Origin of the sequence: Helicobacter felistomachi (assembly GCF_030296895.1) — a bacterium.
In the GTDB taxonomy this organism is placed as follows: domain Bacteria; phylum Campylobacterota; class Campylobacteria; order Campylobacterales; family Helicobacteraceae; genus Helicobacter; species Helicobacter felistomachi.
This window is the reverse complement of the sequence record NZ_AP028023.1, coordinates 1-17,800: the sequence shown is the minus strand read 5'-3', so window position 1 is coordinate 17,800 and position 17,800 is coordinate 1. Positions and strand designations below refer to the sequence as shown.

Annotated in this window: 20 protein-coding genes and 2 pseudogenes; 8 read left to right on the top strand and 14 right to left on the bottom strand. The window is 39.7% G+C overall.

Annotation, left to right across the window (positions count from 1 at the left end; all coding sequences use genetic code 11):
* Nucleotides 1–391: 391 nt before the first annotated feature.
* From QUE23_RS09325 to QUE23_RS09285, 9 genes are all read right to left on the bottom strand, one after another.
* Nucleotides 392–787, bottom strand: a complete 396-nt coding sequence (locus QUE23_RS09325; protein ID WP_286349521.1) for a type II toxin-antitoxin system PemK/MazF family toxin — start codon at nt 785–787, stop codon at nt 392–394.
* 12 nt (nt 788–799) lie between these two features.
* The gene (locus tag QUE23_RS09320; RefSeq protein WP_286349520.1) at nt 800–1,186 is read right to left on the bottom strand and encodes a hypothetical protein; all 387 of its coding nucleotides are present in this window, start codon (nt 1,184–1,186) and stop codon (nt 800–802) included.
* Nucleotides 1,187–1,650: 464 nt separating this feature from the next.
* Nucleotides 1,651–3,114: a coiled-coil domain-containing protein gene (locus QUE23_RS09315; protein ID WP_286349519.1), complete on the bottom strand. Its 1,464-nt coding sequence runs from the start codon at nt 3,112–3,114 to the stop codon at nt 1,651–1,653.
* A gap of 78 nt (nt 3,115–3,192) precedes the next feature.
* Entirely contained in the window at nt 3,193–4,524 is a 1,332-nt protein-coding gene (locus tag QUE23_RS09310; RefSeq protein ID WP_286349518.1) for a coiled-coil domain-containing 22 family protein, read from the bottom strand.
* Nucleotides 4,525–4,541: 17 nt separating this feature from the next.
* Nucleotides 4,542–4,856, bottom strand: a complete 315-nt coding sequence (locus QUE23_RS09305; RefSeq protein WP_286349517.1) for a hypothetical protein — start codon at nt 4,854–4,856, stop codon at nt 4,542–4,544.
* A 429-nt stretch (nt 4,857–5,285) separates the two neighbouring features.
* Nucleotides 5,286–5,513 (bottom strand): hypothetical protein, encoded by a 228-nt coding sequence (locus QUE23_RS09300; RefSeq protein WP_281769755.1) that lies wholly within the window; start codon nt 5,511–5,513, stop codon nt 5,286–5,288.
* A gap of 10 nt (nt 5,514–5,523) precedes the next feature.
* Nucleotides 5,524–5,916 carry a hypothetical protein gene (locus QUE23_RS09295; RefSeq protein ID WP_353622256.1) on the bottom strand — a complete coding sequence of 131 codons (393 nt, stop codon included), beginning with the start codon at nt 5,914–5,916 and terminating at the stop codon, nt 5,524–5,526.
* Nucleotides 5,856–6,329, bottom strand: coding sequence for a replication initiation protein (locus tag QUE23_RS10070; protein ID WP_353622255.1), 474 nt, complete (start codon nt 6,327–6,329; stop codon nt 5,856–5,858). The genes QUE23_RS09295 and QUE23_RS10070 overlap by 61 nt, the downstream gene beginning before the upstream one ends.
* On the bottom strand, nt 6,320–6,913 hold the full coding sequence (locus QUE23_RS09285) for a RepB family plasmid replication initiator protein (protein ID WP_286349516.1): 594 nt from the start codon (nt 6,911–6,913) through the stop codon (nt 6,320–6,322). The genes QUE23_RS10070 and QUE23_RS09285 overlap by 10 nt, the downstream gene beginning before the upstream one ends.
* Nucleotides 6,914–6,990: 77 nt before the next feature.
* On the opposite strand from QUE23_RS09285, the pseudogene QUE23_RS09280 reads away from it, so the two are divergent.
* Together QUE23_RS09280 and QUE23_RS09275 are read left to right on the top strand one after the other, a co-directional pair.
* Nucleotides 6,991–7,622, top strand: a pseudogene (locus QUE23_RS09280) (IS607 family transposase); the annotation flags it as partial.
* Complete coding sequence (locus QUE23_RS09275; protein WP_286349537.1) at nt 7,602–8,897, top strand: RNA-guided endonuclease InsQ/TnpB family protein; 1,296 nt, start codon at nt 7,602–7,604, stop codon at nt 8,895–8,897. The pseudogene QUE23_RS09280 and the gene QUE23_RS09275, both read left to right, overlap by 21 nt.
* A gap of 91 nt (nt 8,898–8,988) precedes the next feature.
* Here QUE23_RS09275 and QUE23_RS09270 read toward each other — a convergent pair whose 3' ends face one another.
* Together QUE23_RS09270 and QUE23_RS09265 are read right to left on the bottom strand one after the other, a co-directional pair.
* On the bottom strand, nt 8,989–9,126 hold the full coding sequence (locus QUE23_RS09270) for a hypothetical protein (protein WP_286349515.1): 138 nt from the start codon (nt 9,124–9,126) through the stop codon (nt 8,989–8,991).
* Nucleotides 9,127–10,267: 1,141 nt separating this feature from the next.
* Nucleotides 10,268–10,756, bottom strand: coding sequence for a hypothetical protein (locus tag QUE23_RS09265; RefSeq protein ID WP_281769757.1), 489 nt, complete (start codon nt 10,754–10,756; stop codon nt 10,268–10,270).
* A 217-nt stretch (nt 10,757–10,973) separates the two neighbouring features.
* Between QUE23_RS09265 and QUE23_RS09260 the strand changes: the two genes are divergently transcribed.
* From QUE23_RS09260 to QUE23_RS09235, 6 genes are all read left to right on the top strand, one after another.
* Entirely contained in the window at nt 10,974–11,648 is a 675-nt protein-coding gene (locus QUE23_RS09260; protein WP_286349514.1) for a tetratricopeptide repeat protein, read from the top strand.
* On the top strand, nt 11,630–12,433 hold the full coding sequence (locus tag QUE23_RS09255) for a hypothetical protein (RefSeq protein WP_286349513.1): 804 nt from the start codon (nt 11,630–11,632) through the stop codon (nt 12,431–12,433). The genes QUE23_RS09260 and QUE23_RS09255 overlap by 19 nt, the downstream gene beginning before the upstream one ends.
* 85 nt (nt 12,434–12,518) lie before the next feature.
* Nucleotides 12,519–13,493: an HrgA protein gene (locus QUE23_RS09250; protein WP_233758248.1), complete on the top strand. Its 975-nt coding sequence runs from the start codon at nt 12,519–12,521 to the stop codon at nt 13,491–13,493.
* A gap of 116 nt (nt 13,494–13,609) precedes the next feature.
* Nucleotides 13,610–13,807 (top strand): hypothetical protein, encoded by a 198-nt coding sequence (locus tag QUE23_RS09245; protein WP_053825855.1) that lies wholly within the window; start codon nt 13,610–13,612, stop codon nt 13,805–13,807.
* Between the two features lie 85 nt (nt 13,808–13,892).
* On the top strand, nt 13,893–14,684 hold the full coding sequence (locus tag QUE23_RS09240) for a BspA family leucine-rich repeat surface protein (protein ID WP_286349512.1): 792 nt from the start codon (nt 13,893–13,895) through the stop codon (nt 14,682–14,684).
* Between the two features lie 211 nt (nt 14,685–14,895).
* A complete protein-coding gene (locus QUE23_RS09235) occupies nt 14,896–16,059 on the top strand; it encodes a BspA family leucine-rich repeat surface protein (protein ID WP_286349511.1) in 1,164 nt (387 codons plus the stop codon).
* Between the two features lie 194 nt (nt 16,060–16,253).
* Here the strand turns inward: QUE23_RS09235 and QUE23_RS09230 are convergent, their stop codons facing one another.
* The 3 genes and pseudogenes from QUE23_RS09230 to tnpA form a co-directional block, all read right to left on the bottom strand.
* Nucleotides 16,254–16,769: a hypothetical protein gene (locus QUE23_RS09230; RefSeq protein WP_286349510.1), complete on the bottom strand. Its 516-nt coding sequence runs from the start codon at nt 16,767–16,769 to the stop codon at nt 16,254–16,256.
* Nucleotides 16,759–16,968, bottom strand: a complete 210-nt coding sequence (locus QUE23_RS09225; protein WP_281769750.1) for a hypothetical protein — start codon at nt 16,966–16,968, stop codon at nt 16,759–16,761. Before QUE23_RS09225 ends, QUE23_RS09230 begins: the two co-directional genes overlap by 11 nt.
* 208 nt (nt 16,969–17,176) lie before the next feature.
* Nucleotides 17,177–17,564, bottom strand: a pseudogene (gene tnpA, locus QUE23_RS09220) (IS200/IS605 family transposase).
* Nucleotides 17,565–17,800 lie beyond the last annotated feature (236 nt).

The window sequence follows — 17,800 nt, the reverse complement described above, 5'->3', positions numbered from 1 at the left end:
TTATAGTATTGATTAAAATGGTATTGCTATTTGTGGTAGTTTCTGTCATTGTTTTACATTCCGCAATAGTTGATTTATTTATAAGGTATATAAAATACATATAATCAATATTTAAAATAGTATTAAATATATTAATTTTTATTCTAAATTCTATTTAATATTGCTTGAATTGTTTAATATGGCAAGAAAAACAAGACCCCACTCTATAATAGTCTCTACCTAATCTCATCTCTAGCATCTTGAAGATTGCATACACGGCATAAAAATTCCATTGCAGTAGATTATGGACCTTTAATGTCTATTGTGGTAGAATGACCCATATCTCTAGTTCTTGCTAGAGACCAGAGCTTACCGCTTTCGGTGAGTTGCCCTGTCCTAGTTGCAGGGAATATCAATCGATGATGTCTCTTTTAATTTTGTCTTTGATGGCTCTTAGCACGCCATCGCTCACTTGGGCGACTTTAGTCCGCCTGCGTTTTGTGTCAAAGACTCTCATTTGGTGCAGTAGGGCAATTTGTTCTGTGTTGTTGTTGTCTTTAAAAGCGTAATGGTAGGACATGTGTTTCTTGTGCGTTTGGCTACTAAGAGGCACGCCTAGAAATAGCTTGTTAGATAAAAGTTTGATGACCAACACGGGGCGTGTGAAGTTTGCAGACTTGCCATAGACTTCATGCCCAATATTCTGTCCGATGCACAGCCAGTAGATATTGCCAACAACCACTTTGTGTGGCGGATTCTTATCAAGTTTTTTCTTTTGCGTGTTCCACTTGTCAAATGCTTCATCCATCGTGGTTTCCTATCATTTTTGATTTTTAATTTGGGTTTGGCTTATTGCTTGGTTTGCTGTACGAGTATCTTTCATGTCTTGCTTAGGCTTCCTCCCTCTTGTCTTTTTAGGCTCTTGGGGTTTAGACACCTCTAGGTCTTGCCTTGCTTGGGGTTGGCTAATTGTGCTGACCCCTTGCACCCCCTTTCTAGGTCTACCCACAGGTCTTTTACCCTCAAGCTCTGCTGTGAGCATCCTTTTACTCTTGTTAGACAAGGTTAGAAGGTGCTTAAAGCCCTCTTGGATTTCTAAAGCCTCTTCAAACAACTCCAGCAAACCTGCTTTTTTCATTTTGTCCTTGATCTCTTGCAAACGCAAGACATAGCTTGTGATGTCCTCAGTTGAGCTGATGTCAAACATGGCAAACTCCCTTGAAAAAGATAGAGCGGGCATTGTAGCGCACATTGATGAACGAAAATTATTATTAGAAAATAATTATTAAATTAAATAATTAATAATTTAATTAATTTATATTTTGTAAATTATTTTTTAAAATTATTTAGTTAAATTAATATTAAATATTAATAAATATATTTAATTATTATAATTGAATAAAATAATAAAAATACTAAAAAATTGTTTCAATCATTGCCATAAAGCCCCACAAAATAGGCATTTTGTGCTTGTTTTTCAAGGTATTTATTGAAGTTTTTCTGTGCGTTAATTTTATAAATTTGCTCCATAAAAATATACAAAATTAGGTTAGATTTTGATTAGAATTTTGCCAAAATTTGAATGATAAATTCAAAAAATATCTAAAATTATTTGCATAATTTTTGCAAAAATATTTTAATGAAAATTTGGCATTAAAAACACAAAAAAGTCTATATTTGATAACCTCCATCTCCCTTTTGTTCTTGGATCGCTTTTGCTTGTGCTAGAGCTTTAGGCAGAGCTTCTTTAAGGTCAGAAAACCCACTCAGCGCCATTTGTGCCATCACTTCTAGCTCCCTTGCCATTTCGGGGCTCATCTTGCCTATTTCAGCGATTTTGGCATATATTGCACCCTCTAGTGTTTCCAAAGCCCCAAAATCGCTTTGTTCGCTCCCTAACTTCGCCTTTGTGGTTTCTAGTTCTGCCTTTGTGGTCTCCAAATCTTTTTGTGTGGTCTGTAGCGTGGATTTCGTAGTCTGTAGCTCACTTTTAAGTCTCGTATTCTCAACACCACTCTTTCTCAGGGCTTCTTTATTAGTCTGTGCTTCCTTTAACTCTTGCTTGGTGCTTTCCTTTTCTTGTTCTAAGGCACTCACTTTACTTTGTAACTGCTCCTTGTTGTTTTTCAGGCTGTCTATTTGCCTTTTAGCTTGATTGAGTTCCGCCCCATATTCTGCACTGCTCTTAAACTCTGTGGCAAGCTTGCTAATCTCACCTTTAACACTCTCCACAGCCCCTAAGATAGCTTGGCAGGCTTGATTGTTGATGGCTTGCACTGCTTGGCTGTGCTTTGTAAGAGTTTCTGCTAACTTCTCTTTTATGGCTTGTTCTCGTCTGTTAAGCTCTCTGTAACCTGTCTTAGCCTTAATGGGGTCATAGTCTAGCTTGTATTCTTTTTTAACACCCTTGCCAAAGAGTCTAGCTATAGCATTGATAGCTGTGTGCTTGCCTGCTAGCATTTCTTCGTTGAGTAGAGCACAAGTGCTTGCCTGCTCAATCATCTCCTCTTGGCATTGCTTATGGATACTGATGAGCTTGGCATCGCTGGCTTTAATGTGTGCCACTACACCAGATGTAACGGGGGCTACATACTTTCTAATAAGGTTTGTGGCTTCTTTTTCAAAAGCTTTGATGTGTGCTTGACTCTTTGCCTCTGTTTTGGCTGTCTTTAACTCAGCTTTAAGGGTTTGGGTTTCTTGTTCTAAGTTAGTGTTGGTGTTCTCTAAGCTTGCAATGTAGCTGGGAGCATACTTAAGCCAAATGTTTAAAATGCGCTCATCTAATTGCGCTTGGGTCAATTTCTCATCATCTAAGGCGCTCAATTCTCTAAAAGCTTCTTTAGGACAGCCCTTGCCCATGAGCTCTTGTCTTTCTGCTAAACGCCTTGCTCTGATCTGTGTTTTTGTGAGATACACGGGCTTGAGTTTTAGATTCTCTTGCTGGAGTTGTTGGTTAGTGGTTTTGAGTGTGGTGATTTCTTGTTTGGAGTTATCAAGCTCTTGGGTGAGATTTTTATACTTAGTTTCTAGTTCTTGGTTTGCTTGCTGAAGTTTTTTATTTTCTTGCGCTTGTGTATCGCTTTGTTGTTGCAAGACATCGGCGTTGGCTTTGAGTGTGGCAAGCTCGGGTTTCACCTTATCAAGCTCTTGGGTGTGCTTGACAATCTGTTCTTTTAAACCATCGATACTTTCATCTTTTGGGTGTTCTCGTTCTTAAGGGCATCTATCTCTTTTTGTTTTTCTTGCAAAGCTTTGATGCTCTGTGTCTTTGGTATTGATGTCTTTAGTGTAGCTTTGCTTTCTAAGCTCAAGCTCTTTAGTGTGCTTTTGCCTAAGCTCTTGCACGGCACTAGGGCTTAGATAGTCTTTGTATTTGGCTTCAGCAATGCTTATCTTGTTCTCTACTTGTTCAGGGCTTAGATAGTCTTTGTATTGTTCTTGCAAGGATTGGTAGCGTTCTTTAGCTTCTTGCTCTATCTGTGTGATGCGCTCCTTTAGGTCAGCAATGCTCAAGCCCTCATCTTTCAAGGCTCTTAAGCTCTTGTAATCCTCTTGTGTGAAAAGCTTTAAATCACCAAGCCCTTGATTAAGGGCAATTATTTGCTTTCTCACACTCTCTAGCAAAGACTTGGCTTCTTTGATAGTGAGTTTCTTGTTCTGTTTGTCTTGTGGGGCAAAGATAGTAACAAGGTCTATGAGTGTGGTTTCTAGTTCTATCTTATTAGCTTGGAGTTCTTGGTTCTCTTTGGTTAAAGCGGTATTAGTCTGCTCTAGTTGGGTTTGTTTTTGTTTAAGGGTATTTAACTCTATTTGGGCGTTCTTAGCACTTGTTTGTAAGTCTTTGATTTGTTTTTGGTAGGCTGTAACTTCTTGTGAGTTATTTTTTTCTAATTTAATCCGTTTTGTTTTCTCTTTTTCCATCAACTGCCCATAAGCTCTAGGCTCAATGCGTTTTCTACCTGTGCCCTTAATTAGGTTGCCGTTTTCATCTATGGTGTCGTTCTTAAATTGTCCACGCTCCATACCTAAGATTTGTGCCACTTCTGTTTGCATTTGTCCTAAAGCTCTAGGTCTTTGCAAACTTCCTCTAAAAAGGCTCTTGCCTGTGTTCTCATCAAGAGTAACAAACTCCAAATGGGCGTGGTGATTGATTTGTGTGATGCCATTTTCATCAATATGCCCTTCATCTCTATGAATAGCGATTTGGTAGCATTGAAAGCCATATTTGGTTTTAAAGTGTTTGGATAACCTTTCTAAATCTTGCATTGTTGAAGTTTCTTTGAGATTAACAACGGCACTCCATAGATAGCTTTTAGCCCGAAACTTTTGCCCTCTGTGTTGTAAATAGGCATCCATAGCTTTTTTAATAATTTGGGTTCTTAATGCCAAAGCTTCTTGCGCCGATCTATCCACTTCAACACCTCCGCCCACTTTTAAAATCACTTCTTGAGGCAAGAGATAGTTAGGGGCAATGCTTCTATCGTTGTGGTTAAGTTGCACGGCATTTTTGGTAGGTTTAAAGTTAATTGATGAGATGTTGCCCATACTCCCCTCCCCTTAATCTATTTCTTTTGTTGTTCTTGCTTGCGTTTTTTAGAAAGCATTTCACTCGCTTCAGCCTGTCTTTGTTTTAGGTCATTGAGCTTATCATTAAGTTTTTTTAAGCTGTTTTCTAAAGTGTTCTTTTCATTTTCAATCTTTATAATTTGTTCTTCTAGCTTGCCAATCAATTTGCCTAATTCTCGGGTGCTCTTTTCGTTCAAGAGTTTTGGTTGTGGTTTTATATTTTTGTTTTGTGTATTAGGGGTAGTGTCACTGCTTTGATGACTGACATTGCTTGCATTATCATTACTTGCGTTGCCTGAATTATCTAGCATTATTTAATCCTTTTATTATAAAATACAATATTTTACCAAAAATCCCCCGTTAGGGGCAAATTAACCATAGTGAGCTTGCGAGCGATACCCGTAGGTAATGGTTAATTTGCAAATTAACCATTTGCTACGCAAAACACGGCGCAAGCTTGTTTGGTTAATTTGCCACTCAAACGCCGTGGGAGCTTAAAGGCTGTATGTATTGATTTATGTATTAAAGTTATTTTGTGGAGAAAACCTTAAATATATTTAAGCTGTATGAGGCTCTAGGAGCGACGAGGGTGTGCTAGAGTGTAGGTTTTAGTTTAAGTCGTGGTTGTGTGGTCTTGTAGAACACATGATATAAGCCATTAAACTAGCTGATTGCAATATAGAAAGCTACAAAAAAGCAGACAAGTCCGAACACTACAGAAAAGATGACTAAAGTCTCCATCATAGCTCTCCTATTTCTTTGATTAATTTTTTGATTTTAAATTGCAAAACTATAATTGCAATCCCAAGTAGGATGATGCTTAGACAGCTGATGATAACTATGACTATATTGCTTTGATTATACCTAGTAAAAACAAAGGCAATTAAAGCAATTAGAGAAGTAACGGCATAGCTGCGCCAAGTCTTTAAATCATCAAGTTCTGCTTTCTTTTTATCTAGTTCTGGCATTGTTTTGTTTTCACTTTGCTCTCTTCACAAACTCTCTAAGCAAGCTCTCGTGATCTTCAAAAAAGTATATGAAGCAATCAGGAAATCCTTTAGGGATGAATTTTAGATAGGCTTGGTTTAAAGAGCGCAGACGCTCGGCATAGCTACGATCTGTGTGATCGGTTGTGTTGATCTTAAAGACACCCATCAGCTTAGCATTATCACCTCCAAAAGAACCTACCATCAAGAGCTTAACACTTTTAAAGTGGTATTCAAAGTCTTTGGTAAACAAAGGACCACTAAGCCCTATAAAACTATTAAGGGTTTTTAACTCTTGCTTGTTGTAATGATCTCTCTTACTTCTTACCTCTTCTCTAGCTTTCTTTTCTTGTTTCTCTTTCTCTTCTTTTTGGATTTGCGCCATGGTGTCTTTAAAGCGGTTTTGTGTGTGGCGTTTGAGAATAGCTTTTTGCATATCAAGGTGCGGATGTGGCATGAAGTGGAAAGTGATGCCCACAACTTTATTGCCCTTGCCTTTTTGATTTTTGTGTAAAAGATGGTTTCATAGGGCAAAGAGCGGTCGGGGTTTTCAGGGTTATAGCCTTCATTAATAGGCACACCTAGCTCTCTGCAGGCGGGTTTTAAAACCCTCTCCTCGATCATGCATATTTGCATACTTTTAGATACCCCCATAAACTCTTTAAACCCCTCAAAGTCGCTCTTATAAGTAAGCACCTCACACATGCAATGTTTTTTCACATCTTCAAAACGCACCAACAATCGATACAGAGCTTTGGCATATTTACTTCTTAAAGACATGAAAGTTTTTAATTGCAAGGAAGTGAAGTTTGCACTGAGATTATTGAGTAAATGGATGAAGTAGGGGTGTTGATACCGACTTCTATATAACGGAGCTTAGGGGTTTTGTCTGAAACGATTGTGAAATGCTTGAACAGAAAGTAGTTTGTTTCTTCAGTCAATTCTTCACCATTTTCTACAAAACGCATGATTTTCCAGAAATTAGCCATTCTGATATTTTTCCAAAGTGTGCGCACCACTCTTAATAAGTTGTCTCCATCAATTTTGGGTGTGCCGATCATTTCTTTGACTTCGTGGGGTTCAAAGCGTATACAAGTGTCGCCTTGATCTTTGAGGCGGTTGAATAAAGCAAAGAGCAAATTACTTTCCCATGCCCCTAACTTGCCTAGATTAACTTTGTAAATGTCATTGTGTAAAGTTACCCTAGTTGAATCGGCTATGCGTATGTCTTTGGCAAGCACAGCGTTTTTAGACACACTTTGGAGAACTTGTGCTGTGCTTTCTTGTTGGTTCTGCTCTGTGTCTTGGTTTAGAAGTATGACCGGCTGTGGGTTTTCAACTTGTGGGATAACTTGCTCTTGTCTGGGGGTTAGAAACAGCAAGATAAACCCTATAAAATCCTATAATTCTCTGTAAATTTTTTATATGTTTTTAAGTTTCTAGGTGTTACCATGTTGGCATGAGTAATTTACTATCCATAGGTCAAGCAAGCAAGGTTTTAGGTGTCAGTATCCAAACCTAAGAAATTGGGAGAAAAAAGGCTTACTTAAACCCGATAACTACACAAAAGGTGGGGAGCGGAGATACAAGCTAGAGAGCCTTAAAAATATCAACAAAAACATTGTTTTTCATAACGATAACCGCAAGACTATTGCCTATGCCCGTGTTTCTAGTGCCGACCAAAAAGAGGATTTAATCCGCCAAGTGCAGGTTTTGGAGCTGTATTGTTCGAAACTGGGCTTTAATTACGAAGTGATACAGGACTTAGGCTCTGGGATGAATTATTACAAAAAGGGCTTAACCAAACTTCTTAACCTTATCCTAGAGAGCCAAGTCAAAAGGCTTGTTTTGACCCATAAAGACCGCTTATTGCGTTTTGGTGCGGAGCTGGTGTTTGCCATTTGTGAGGCTAAAGGTGTGGAGGTGATTATCATTAATCAAGGCGATGAGAATATCCGCTTCGAGGAGGAGTTAGCTAAAGATGTGTTGGAAATTATCACAGTATTCTCAGCTAGACTTTATGGAGCTCGTTCCAAGAAAAACAAACAGCTTTTAGAACAAATGCAGGCGGTGGTAGAGGACAATGTTACAACTGACCCAAAGATTGAATTAAACCCTAACAACAAGGCAAAGACCCATTTTAAAAAAGCCTTTGGGTGTGCTCGATTAGCCTATAATTGGGGACTAGCCAAGTGGAAGGAAAACTACGAAAAGGGCATTAAATCTAACCACCTTGCCCTAAAGAAAGAGTTTAACGCTCTTAAAAAAACGAATTATCCCTTTGTCTATGAGGTTACAAAATATGCCACCGCACAGCCTTTTACGCATTTAAACCTAGCGTTTCAAAAGTTCTTTAGAGATTTAAAGTTAGGGAAGGTGAGCTATCCTAGATTTAAACGCAAAAGAGAATATCAAGGGAGCTTTTATATTGGGGGCGACCAAATAAAAATTATTCAAGGTGGCACAAAAGACTATCTCAAAATCCCCAATTTGCCTAAAATCAAAATGACCGAAAGGCTAAGATTACAAGGCAAAATCAATGGAGCGACCATTAGCCAAAAAGGCGACAAATTCTATGTTTCAATCCAAACAGACATTACACAAGAGGAGTTTAACCGCACACATAAACCCATAGCAAACAACCACACTCTAGGCATAGATACAGGGATAAAGGCTTTTGCTAGTCTATCTAATGGCTTACAGATACAAGCACCCAAGCCCTTAAATAGGCTGACAAGACGGCTCAAAAGACTTAGCAGACAACTTAGCAAAAAACGGCATTCGAAAACCAAGAATGACGGAGTTAAGAAGTCGCGCAATTATCTTAAAGCCAGCTTGCGGCTGAATCGATTGCATACCCGTATAGCCAACACCCGTAATAACTTTTTACACAAACTCAGCACCGCCCTAGTCAGGCACGCTAAAACCCTTTGTATGGAGAGTTTGAAAGTGTCTAACATGCTCAAAAACTCTAAACTAGCCAAAGCCCTTAGCGATGTCAGTATATCTGCCTTTAACACGCTCTTAGAGTATAAGGCAAAGTATTATGGGCGGAAAATTTTAAGAGCCGATGCCTTTTACCCGAGCTCTAAAACTTGCTCTAGCTGTGGCAGTGTCAAAAAAGACTTAACGCTTAGTGATAGGGTGTATCGGTGCGATGTGTGCGGTGTGGCGGTGGATAGAGATTTTAACGCAAGCGTCAATCTTGTAAAGCATTTAGTAAGTGGAGTTCCCACTGAATTTACGCCTGCGGACATGACGGCTCTATTGGTTGATTTGTCAAAAAGTCAGCTAATAACCAGCATGGTGGAAACAGGAATACAGCAAAAACCGCTAAAAATTTTTTCTATTGATAGAATTTTATAGAATTTTATGCGGTTTTATAGGTTTGTAGGAACGGTTTGTTGTCCTTGGGCTTGTGGAGCGTCTGCGGGTGTTTTAAGTAAGTTTTCTTTGACTAGTTTTTGTTCTTGGTTTTCTTGGGGGTTTGGGGGTTTTGCGTTGGCGTTAAGGCTAAGAGTTTTTGGAAGCACACATCTTTTTCTTGTCTTAAAATACCTTTAAATGCATGGTCTGCCTCGGTCTCTATAAGCACTTGAAGCTTTTTAATTTTGTCTTCTAATAACTGCTTCTGATCTTGAATAGCCATTCCTAACACCTCTTATAAGCTTTTAATAAAGTAGGCATTTTAAGAGTCATTTTGAGTATAACATACTTTTATATACTTTGTAATTAAAATAGCCGAATTTGTTATTTATGAGAGCCGAATTTGTTATTTATAATGCCGAAAATGTTATACATTAAGGTTAATTTAAGCACCAGAAACCCCGTGTGCAACGCAGTTTGTGAAGCCCACAAGGTCGCCCTACAAAATGGTTTACAAAGTGGTTGACAAAGTTCTTACGCACACACGAGAAAATTTGGTTAAGCTAAGTTTGCAAAAAAACAAAGGACAAGGCACAATTAAGGTAAGCCAAGCTGACGCTTGGCATCTATATTGCTCTTGGGGGCAAGCCCCCAAACCCCCAAGAGAGGGTTTTGAAGTGAGAATTTGAGTTTTGGTCTTGAAGTATCTATGACTATGGGGCAATCATGTCTCTTTGGAGAGAGTGAAAACTGATTGATTCAGGACAATTATGTCTTTGGAGAGTAAGATGAAGAAAAGCAATAAAACAAACATAGCGTTTAAAGAGCCTTTAAAGGGTCGTAGAGCGCAAGGTTAGGGGTGGAGAGTATATCAAAACATGGTTTGTGGGTTGAAAGCGATTGTGGGGGATTGTAGGTAGAAAATTAGCACGATGTACGAGAATAAGACTTATGCCAACATTAAGATATTTTCTACGAGTTTCGTGTATATAATATGTGCGAAGTTAAATCGGGGGGCTCCCCCGGCTCTCTTTGAGGGTTTCTTTTTCACCGTTACTTTAATTTTCTTTAATTTCTCCGTGTCCCTTGTTCATATTCAGTCTGACTAGCCTAGAAGCCGATATTCTAAGCATTTGTTAGGTGTTGCAGTAAAAACTCCAAAAAGTATTCAATCTTCTCGTATGCAAGGCTTATAATCCGTTTAGAGTGGCTTGTTCTATCACTTGGGGCATAGATAGAAAGTCTAGGATAAGCAATATTGTCTTTGATCCTTGTCTTTGCTAGATTTTCCCAGTGAAAACAAGTGTTTCTAAGATTAGAAAACAAATCCAAGACAATATTGACTTTATAATAGTTAGGCAGCTTTAAATCTATTTTTTATTGAGATGGCAGAAATCTCTAAAATCTAACCTATGCTTTCTAAAGTCAAAAATCAGATTTTGCAAATGGTTCTGTTTGATGACAACCACAATAGACCCTAGTGTCAAATTGGATAACAAGTAAGAATTGTAGGCTTTTACATCGGTCCTTTGTATATAAGCCACATGCTCTCGAATGAGTCTGTCCCGGCTCACACGCTTGTTGATCTTCTCTATCTCTCTGCTTAGGTAAGGCGCATCTACAATCCAAGCTGGACTACCAACCACTAACTGCATGCAAAAATCCACAATGTTTCTTAGATAAATCTCTGCCTGGGCGATCTTTGGAGTGAGTCTAGCATTGAACTCTAAACTAGCGTTGTGTTTGGCAATGTCATTTCCATAGGATATAAGCCGCTCTAAAGATATGAGATTTCTCACATCGCTTTTAAAAGCTTGCACTTGTGCGTAAAGGGTCTCTATACTGATGTTGTCTTTCATGACTAGTAAGAGTATCTAAGTTTCTCTTTGTGATTTTACAAACAAGCCCACAATTCATTTAAATCTGCTACAATAGCCTTTTTATTTTTCTAAAAAAAGGAAATCTATGCCTAGCTCTACTTGCGCTGTGCGGGGGGGGGGGGGGGGGGGTAACTCTCTCTAGTGTTGTTTTAGTTGTTTTTAGGGTTAGCGTGGCTGGCTTTGGATGGGAGCTGGTATGCTGGATGTCTTAAAAATTGCCGAGCAGTGGCAGGCGAAGACCGACACACAAACACTTAAAAATCACCAGGTTTATGTAGACCTAAAAGCCCTAGAACAAACGCAAGCCTTTTTGAAAGAAAGGTTAGACATAGAGTTCAAACGCAACAACATATGTACCTGTGTGGGTGCACTTGATGTGTGCTTACAAGACAACACCCCAAAGCGTGCTAAAACACCCTTACAAGAGCTTGTAAAACTTTTAGAACCTATGCACTCTCAAGAATTATCAAGTGTGAACCCAGAGGGGGGCATCTCAGGCTTGAAGCGGGCTTTAGAGGATTTTAAGGCCAGCATATTTTTTAAGGCACTCATCAAACCCCTTTGGTTTTATCAAGGCGATAACTTCAAAGCCTATGAAGACTACCTGGAGGCGAGCCAACAAAACAACGCCGAGGCGTATTTAGAGCTAGGTAAAATGTTTTTAAAGGGCGTGGTAATGGTGCGCTCTTTAGAGAGAGCGCGGGAGCATTTTAACAAGGCGGCGAGTTTAGGCTCGATTCGGGCACTTACATACCTAGGGTTGTCTTACTCAGGGGTGAAGACATTAAAAAAGAGGAGGATGCCAAAAAAGCTTTTGGTTACCTTAACAAGGCTTTCTCTTTGGGCGATGGAATGGCAAAGGCTGGGCTAGAGAGGCTCTACAACTTTGGGGCTATTAAACGGGAGTGGCATAGGGATGATTTGATCGACTTGGTTACAGATGTTGAGGCATTTTTGTATGCTAAGAGGGTTGAGGGGGAACGCGCCTACACAAACCACTTTTGCGTAGATAACTACATTGATGAACCCGAATACAGAGAAAGATTCATTGAGCCTTTCTTTTATGGGAAGTCTAATGATTTGGACACCCCTTTATTTGATGAGGGTTTTTGTGCCACGATGCAAGGGCACAATGCCCGCTTGCATTTAAACCTTTTAAAAACCATTGCTAAGGTCTATGGAAAACCCACCAAAGAGGACTACAACAAGGCGTATGAAAACGCCAAAAATGAGTATTTGAAAGGCATTGCTTTAGGCAGTGGGCGGTGCGCTTTAGAGCTCGCCCACCTTGAGCTAGAACAACCCAAGCACTTTAAACCAAGCCCACAAAAAGAGCAACAAGCCCTTTTAGAGGCAAACCATAGAGCCATTGGCTATTTTAAACAGGCGTTGGAGCGGGGCTACAATGCTAGTTTAGTGTTTCTCACAAACACCATAGGCAAGCAAAAGGATTTATTGGCCAAAGCCGCTGAACACCCCTTGTACGCATTTTTAGCCAAATATGAGAGCGATGCAAAAGAGTTAGCAAGCCTTGCGCCCATCTTCATAGACAAGAGTGTGGGTTTTGGGGGCAAGCTGGATGTAAAAGCGCACTTTTCGCCCACATTTTGGCAACACCAAGATTTAGAAAATCTAAAAGCAAAGAATGGAGGATGACTATGGTGCATAGCCAAAAAATAGAGGTTTTGAATGCATGCTACAACGAAAACGGAAGCAATTTACTTTTCTAAGGAGAGAATAAATGAAACAAGACTACCTAGAAATTGTCCTAGCTGTGCTCAAAGAAGCCAAAGCCCCTGTGTCGATTTACGATCTTTACACAAGGGCGCAAGAACTCCATAAAGCACACAAGATCGACAAAATGTTTAGCACAGCCGAGCATTTGACTTACTTCCCTGCGTATAAGGCTTTAAAAAATGGGGAGGAAGTGCCCTTTGTGCAAGTGGAGGGCAAACCCATCAGCATTGCCCTTAAAGAATATGCGGACAATGTAGTTGAGAGCACAACCCAACTAAGCTCCTCAGCTTCTCATAAAACAGAAACCCATCACGAACGCACATTGCACCCTCTACTAGCCTACTTTGTCCAACACAAATGGGGTGCACACACCAAGACCATTAAACACGAAAGTGCGCTCAAAGCCAAACAGGGCAAAAACTCTTGGCTTTATCCAGATATGGTAGGGGCAAGTTTTGCGTATAAGAACTTCGATCCGGCTTTGCGTGAGTTTGTGGAGAACTTTGATATTTTGCCCTTGAAACTCTTTTCTTTTGAACTCAAAAAGCAAGTGGATTTAAGCAACTGTAGAGAACATTACTTCCAAGCCATCAGCAACAGCTCTTGGGCCAACGAGGGTTATTTAGTGGCTGAAAAGCTAAACACTGGGGACAACGATTTAATGGATTTGCTCAAACGATTGCACGCAAGCTTTGGCATAGGTGTGATTGTGTTAAACACTGAGGACTTGAAAAAAAGTCAGGTGCTCTTAAATGCAAGGTTTAAAGACAATTTAGACCACACGATGCTAGGCGAGTTGTCTAAAAACTCTCCTGATTTTCAAGAGTTTTTAAAAGCCTTGAGTCTTTACCACGGAGCGATTAAGGCAAATATGAGCGAACAAACAAACTTCCAGGCCTTTGACAGTGTCCTAAGCCCTAAGAGCTTAGAAGAATACATCAAGGTGGAGATTTTAAAACTAGAGCCACAAGAGAGCTAACCCATAGAAAGGAGTGGTTATGTCTGTGCTGCCTTAATAAGGCTAGCTCTTAAGAGCTAGGGGTTTTGGTTGTGTGTGAGAAATGAAACAAAGCTTAAATTAAAAAAGGAAAAACGATGGCGATTGGATCAGCGGAAATTAGAAGTGGCGCACTCCATGTACGGGATGAAAAAGGCAAACAATTGTTCCAAAGAACCGTGAGTTCGACAGATGTGCTTGTAGGATTTACGGCAACTTCTGTAACCCTTAAAAGGAGTGGTGGGGTCTATACCTATGACGAAAAAGGACACCAAACAGGTTTTCATGTAGGCTGAACCCCTATTTCAAGCCCTAACTAGGGCACGCCTTTAGGATAGCCACAAGCTATCCGCCCACAAAATTTTAAAAAAAGGATAAACAATGGCAACCACACAAAAACGCTATTTTCCCAAGACAAGAGAAGAGCTCATAGAGCTTGTCAAAGATGAAAAAGTGCATTTAGGAGAGATTGATGTGAGTGCAGTGGAGTATATGAGCGAAATTTTTAAGAATAGTCAACGCCAAAACTTTGAAGGCTTGGAGACTTGGGATGTAGGTCATGTCAAAAATACGATTGAAATGTTTGCAGGCGCAAAACATTTCAACCACGACATTTCAAGCTGGGATGTGTCAAAGGTAGAGTATATGAGCTCCATGTTTTGTGACTGTACCAACTTTAACCAGCCTTTAGATAAGTGGGATGTGTCAAAAGTGGTAGGCATGAGCCACATGTTTGCATATTGTACCAACTTTAACCAGCCCCTGAATAGCTGGGATGTATCACATGTAGTTGACATGAGCCACATGTTTAGAAACTGCACAAACTTTAATCAGGCATTGGATAAGTGGGATGTGTCAAGAGCAGAGCTTATGAACAGCATGTTTACCTTTTGCACCAACTTCAACCAACCTTTAAATACTTGGAATGTAGCAAAGGTTGAGAGCATGGGTTACATGTTTGATGAGTGCAAGAACTTTAATCAACCCTTAGATAAGTGGGATGTGTCAAAAGTGGTAGGCATGAAATCTATGTTTGGTGGCTGCACTAAATTTAACCAATCTTTGGACAATTGGGATGTGGCGAGTGTAGGGCGCATGGATGGTATGTTTATAAATTGTCCTGCGCTCAAAAAATTGCCTGAATGGTATGACAAAAGCGAGTGGGAATACTAATACAACCTCGCAGGGCAAACTGGCCAAAACGAAGCTTGTGGAGTGTTACCCTTGCGGGGTTGGACAGTTTATTTAGCCAACCCCATAAAGGGGAAGCTCGCTAGCTCACTCTGGGAATTTGCCACCCAACAGCCGTGGGGGCTTAAAGCTTTTTGTCGCTAAAATCCCCTTTTGGGATTTTTTATTTCAAACAAACACATAGGAGAACAAGATGTCAGATCAAGTAACCAAACGCTATTTCCCCAAAACAAACGAAGAGCTCAAAGAGCTTGTCAAGGATGAGAATATCTACTTAGCAGAGATTGATGTGAGTGCAGTGGAGGATATGAGCGAGGTGTTTTATAAAAGCCAACGCCAAAACTTTGAGGGGCTAGAAACTTGGGATGTGAGTCATGTGAAAAACATGTGGGGTATGTTTAGTGATGCCAAGCATTTTAACCGCGACATTTCAAATTGGGATGTATCAGATGTTACAGATATGGGGTACATGTTTAATAGATGTGTGAACTTTAATCAACCCTTAGATAGTTGGAATGTGTCAAAAGTTACAGACATGGGGTACATGTTCCGTAGTTGCGAAAGTTTCAACCAATCTTTGGGTAGTTGGGATGTACATAATGTTAGAACTATGCAAGAAATGTTCACAGGTTGCACAAGCCTTAACCAACCTTTAGAAAATTGGAACTGGGATATATCCAATGTCGAAATTATGGACGAAATGTTTAGCAGAGATTCCGGTATTCAGAAGTGGCCAGAATGGTTTGCTGAGTATGATAAAAAATGGTTAAAGGGTGATTTGGATAGATATGGAGATGATGAACTTAGCGAACGCTATTATCCTCAAACTAAAGAGGAACTTCAAGCACTTGTTCAAGATGAGAGCGTGCATTTAGGAGCAATTAATGTGAGTGCAGTGGAGGATATGAGCGAAATTTTTCGTAGAAGTGAACGCGAAGACTTTGATGGAATAGAAACTTGGGATGTCAGTTATGTCAAAAATATGACAGGAATGTTTTACGGCATGGAGCATTTTGACCATGATATTTCAAATTGGAATGTGTCTAGGGTAACGAACATGTCAGAGATGTTTTACTGGTGCGATAGCTTCAACCAACCTTTAAGCCATTGGGATGTGTCTAATGTGACAAATATGCGTAACATGTTTGAGAGTTGCAGAAATTTTAACCAACCTTTGGATAATTGGGATGTATCTAAGGTTACAGACATGGGGCTGATGTTTTACGATTGTAAAAACTTCAATCAATCCCTAGATAGCTGGGATGTTTCGCATGTGGAAGACATGGATGGCATGTTTGATGAGTGTGATGCATTAAAAAAGTTGCCTGAATGGTATAAGGAAGGAGATGATTCATAACCAAAGCCCAGCAGGGCAAACTAGCCAAAACGAAGCTTGCGGAGTGTCCACTTTGTGGGGGAGAGGGAGGGAGTTGGACAACCATTTCAGTCTAACATGTAAAACGGATGCTTACAATCTTGCTTAGGAACTTGCCACGCCATCGCTGTGGAGACTTTCAGCGTGCCACAGATAACAGATAAACAAAGTGGGTTTTAATTAAAAAAGCGCACCATCTTGATTAACCCATCGTTGTCAATGGGTAGAGCTTTAAATAAATGCCGCTCATAGAATTTTATAACCTTTTCAACATTGATAGAATCGATTAACACAAACTTGCCACCAAAATATCTGCGCCCCTCCTCAATTATGGCGATGGCGTGGCGCAAAAGTTCACCCCCACTAATTGTGGAACGATCATCTTTGCCCAGCTGTCCTAGTATCATGCATGGCAATCGTTCTAAATGTGGATTATGGCTTGTGCTGAGTTTTTTGATGCGTGTCTTGCTAAGACCCTTTGTTTCAAGTATATTGAGTGCAAGGGAGAAAAAGCCTTCAATTTTGCCCTCTTGTGAGAAAAGAATATATGTCCTAGCGTGGTGGGACACTTCTAGGCTTAGAGCTTTATTGTGGAGAAAATCTTGCAAATCTGTATTTTTCGAACATCTAAAGCTTTCTAACAATGTCTCTATATAGGGCGCATCGAGTAGCTCGCTCAAACTAACGAGCACTCTGCACCATCATTTTGATTTTTTCTAAAAACTCTGGTGTAGGTTTTGATAGGGGGGTTATTGATTTTTTGATCTCATCATCCATGACTCTAATTTTTTCCATTTGTTCTGGACTGCACGCTTCTAAGAGAGCTCTCTCAACACCTTCCTTATCTTTAATCCCATCAAAGCTCACTGGCTCTAACATTGTCTTGGTCATTGAACGCTCCATTTTTTAAAATTTGCACACTTTACACTTTATTTGATTAAGATGTGCTCAAGTTTTTGTAATGTCCGAGATTATGGTTCTCTATTTCTCATTTCTTGCACTAAAAATAATCCAAAACCCCAAGAAATGAAAATGCTATCGCTCTATCGCCAGGTAACCAGAAACTAACACAGCTAAACAGATGTTTTTTGTTCTAGCATTAGCGTTTAATTAGCTCCAAAGGAGCACAACCATAATTTTTAGTAAAATAAGCTGGAAGAGACCAAAGTGATCGCCCATAGTGTGTTACAGATACTCTAAAGTTTCTGGCACATACTCTCCGAGATCTCACACATTTCAAAGAATTAACCAGTTTAGAAATACTCACTTTTGATGGATAGTTGATGAGCAAATACACATGAACCGATTCTCCATCAAACTCTACTAACTCACTTCAAAGTCTTCACACACTTTTTTAAAAGACTTCGCCTAGAGAGTCTAACACTTCTTTAATGAAGTTTTGCCTCTACACTTGGTTATAAAGACCAAATGATATGTAAAACAAAGATACAACATCTGCTGTGTCTAATATCACTAAACTTTGGCATAGACCAATAGTATGTATTAAAACTTCAAAAATGCAGATTAACAAGGACTTTAAATACCGTTTGTTCCCTACAAAAGAGCAAAAGACTTTACTCAAACACCATTGTTTTATTCACAACCAAGTCTAAAGTAGGTCTCCAGCCTTAAGAGTTACTCTAGCTCTAGTCATTGAGCAACAAGTCTTCAACAGGCTGACAAGCAAAAAGTACCGATGTATGGGTTGTGTTGTGCTACAATA